The sequence below is a fragment of the Gordonia rhizosphera NBRC 16068 genome, from assembly GCF_000298195.1.
In the GTDB taxonomy this organism is placed as follows: domain Bacteria; phylum Actinomycetota; class Actinomycetes; order Mycobacteriales; family Mycobacteriaceae; genus Gordonia; species Gordonia rhizosphera.
This window is the reverse complement of the sequence record NZ_BAHC01000178.1, coordinates 1-3339: the sequence shown is the minus strand read 5'-3', so window position 1 is coordinate 3339 and position 3339 is coordinate 1. Positions and strand designations below refer to the sequence as shown.

2 protein-coding genes are annotated in these 3339 nt (G+C 63.3%); both read right to left on the bottom strand.

What is annotated here, in order from left to right; translation table 11 throughout:
• Positions 1-300: 300 nt before the first annotated feature.
• Positions 301-1428: an NDMA-dependent alcohol dehydrogenase gene (locus tag GORHZ_RS21575; RefSeq protein WP_006336829.1), complete on the bottom strand. Its 1128-nt coding sequence runs from the start codon at positions 1426-1428 to the stop codon at positions 301-303.
• A 138-nt stretch (positions 1429-1566) separates the two neighbouring features.
• The coding region (locus tag GORHZ_RS21570; protein WP_006336827.1) for an alkyl/aryl-sulfatase at positions 1567-3339 on the bottom strand (1773 nt) is incomplete at its 5' end.

The window sequence follows — 3339 nt, the reverse complement described above, 5'->3', positions numbered from 1 at the left end:
CCCACCGAGAGTGGCTCGGTGGCAGGACGTGGAGCCAACCAGGAGACCGACCCCGCGTCAGCGGGCGACGCAGGAGGCTATGAAACGTCAACCCCGCACAACACCGCTGGTGTTGGTCAGACGGGGACCGCCGTCTCGCAAGGGACGGCTGCCTGATGACAGAGCACACTCACGTTTGCTCACCAGAAGGCAACGGTTGTCACACAGGCAATTTCACTCTCGGGTAGCACGGGGCTCGCGCCATCGGCGTCGGTGGTCACCAACCGACACCGATGGCATGGCCCGCCTGAAGGGTGCGATTCAGTCGTCGAAGACGATCACGCCTCGGATGTTCTTGCCGGCATGCATGTCGTCGTAGGCCTCGGCAACCTGGTCGAGGGTGTATTCGTTTGTGATCAGCTCGTCGAGTTTGAGTTGACCGGCCTGGTACATCCGGGCCAGGTTGAGGATGTCACGGCGCGGATTGGCTTCACCGAACAGTGAGCCCTGCAAGCGTTTCTGCATGAGTGTGAGGTCGCCGAGCAGGATGGGGGCGCCGGCGGTGCTGATGTCGCCGAGGCCGGTCAGCACCACGGTGCCCGCCTTACGGATGGAGGCCAGGGCTTGGGCGACGTGGTCGCCGCTGACGATGCCGACGGTGACGATGGTGGCGTCGGCACCCTGGCCGTTCGTGACGGAGCGGGCGTAGTCGGCGGCACGGTCGATGGATTCGAAGAAGTGGGTTGCCCCGAACTCCTTGGCCTTCTCGAGTTTGAACGGCACAGGGTCGACGGCGATGATCGTCGACGCGCCGGCGTGGGCGGCGCCCTGCAGCGCGTTTGCGCCGATACCGCCGATGCCCATCACGATCACGGTGTCGCCGGGACGGACGTGGGCGGAGTTGACCGCCGAGCCCCAGCCGGTCGGAACCCCACACGACAGCAGGGCGGCCTGTTTTAGCGGGATCGATTTGTCGATCTTGATCACCGAGGCGGTCGACGCGGTGGTGTATTCACTGAAGGTGGAGATGCCGCACTGCTGACCGACGGGCGCTCCGTCGAGATGCATTCGGAAACTGGTGGGGTCCTCGGCCCGGGCGCCGGTGAGCAGGGAGGCACCGAGCTGGCAGAGGTTGGACATGCCGTCGGCGCAGAACTCACACCGGCCGCAAGCGGGTAGGAACGAGAACACGACGTGGTCACCGATCTCGTATCCGGGCGTGTCGGGGCCGACGGCGGTGATCACACCGGCGCCTTCGTGGCCCCCGGCGTACGGGTAGACATCGACGGGGACATCGCCGGTGGCGTTGTGGTCGTCGGAATGGCACAGGCCGGCCGCCGCGAGTTTGACGGTGACCTCGTTCTGACGGGGATCATCGAGCTCGACCGTCACGGTCTCATACCGTCCCGGTGCTTGCCGGATGATCGAAGTACGGGTGAAAACAGGCACTGCTCTGGTCCTTTGCTGTTGGGTTCGTTTGGTGTGGATGTGAATACGTCTGCCGCCTGCAGCCACGAAGGTGCTGCGCCGGGCCAAACGGCTCTCGGGTTGTCGGTCGATCCTCAACGGAACGGTTGTCCGGTGGGCTCATTCGCGGATCGTCGTCAATGAGAAACGGCCGTCGAACACATCGAGACTGTGCCAGAAACGCTCGATCCGATGCGCGTCCCCGGTGATCACGACGATGCCATCGGCCACGGCATCGGGGAGTGCGATTTCACCCTGGCACAGGGGGGCGAATGCTTCACGCGATACAGCCATCACTGCATCGGGCCTCTCGCCCCGGCGGAGGAATCGTCGACTGCTGATGCAGCCGTTGCCGACACCGACGAAGTAGGAGTTGCCATCGACGACGACCTCGAAGAGGCCGTCCAGGTCGCTGTTGCCGGTGCCGTCGAATCGGATGCCGATGAAGTCGATCAGCTGGGGTACGTCCATCGCGCGAACCAGCTCTCGTCCCCTGTCCGCCGACGAGCGCGAATCGTTCGTCGTTTCGTTCCGCAGTTCCTGAGCCCCGGACAGGTAGAAGTTGCGCCACGGCCCGGATTCGGCCTGATAACCCATCTGCTCAAAACTGTCCGCCTGCAGAGCGCGGGCAGCGCAGTGGCTTTCATCGTGGGCGAGGACATGCTTCAGAAGCTCCGAGGCCCATCGATAGTCGCCCGCGGAGCACGCGTCTCGTGCCAGCTCGACGACGCGGTCGGCGCCTCCCATCGCATCGACATATCGAGCGCCGGCTTGTTTGGGCGGGAGAGGGTGGAGATTGGCGGGGTTGCCATCGAACCATCCGAGGTAGCGCTGGTAGATCGCCTTGACATTGTGACTCAATGACCCGTACAGGCCGCGATTGGGCCAATAGCTCGCCAACTCCTCTGGCATCTCGAGTAATTCGGCGATCTCGATACCCGTGTAGCCGTGGTTGATCAGACGGAGGGTCTCGTCGTGCATGAACCGGTACATGTCGCGCTGCTTCTGCAAGAACTCTTCGATATTGGCTCTTCCCCACACCGGCCAGTGATGGCCCATGAAGACCACTTCGACGTCGTTGGTCTGATCGAGACACTGGTCGATGATCTTGCTCCACAGCAGTGCATCTCGGACCGGAGCACCGCGCAGCGTGTAGATGTTGTGCATCACACGGCTGAGGTTCTCCGCCAGGCAGCTGGCCCCGTATCTCGGCACTCTGAAGTGGAACTCGCTCGGTGCCTCGGCGCCGGAGGCCGAGATGAACTCGAACTCGATCCCGTCGACCTTCACCGTCGCGCCGGCAGACCCGACACTGATGGTCGGGGCCAGCAGCGTCGACACTCCCGTGGAGACCCCAATGCCCAAGCTCGAGGTGATCTGTCCGTGAACCCCTCTCGGCAGCAGCGTCCCGAACATGAACTGGTTTCTCTTGGCTTCCGCAACTCCGGTGTAGATGTTCTCGCTCACCGCGTGGTCCATGAAGTCGGCCGGTGCGATGATCGGAACCTGCCGCTCGCGTGCGTCACTTTCCTCGATGACACCGAGCACGCCGCCGAAATGGTCAAGGTGGGAATGCGTATAGATGATGCCGGTGATGGGACGCTTGCCGAGATGTTCGTAGACGAGGTTCATCGCAGCGGCGGCCGTCTCGCGGGAGAACAGCGGATCGACAACGATGTAGCCGGTCTCGCCGACGATCACAGAAAGGTTCGAGATGTCGAGGTTGCGGACCTGGTACACACCGTCGCAGACCTTGAACAATCCGTGGACCGCGTTCAATTGGGCGATCCGCCAGAGGCTCGGATGGGTGGATTCCGGGGCGCCCGCGTCGGATTGCAGGAAGTCGTAGCAGGATAGATCCTGCACGACGGTGCCGGCGCTGTCGGTGATCTG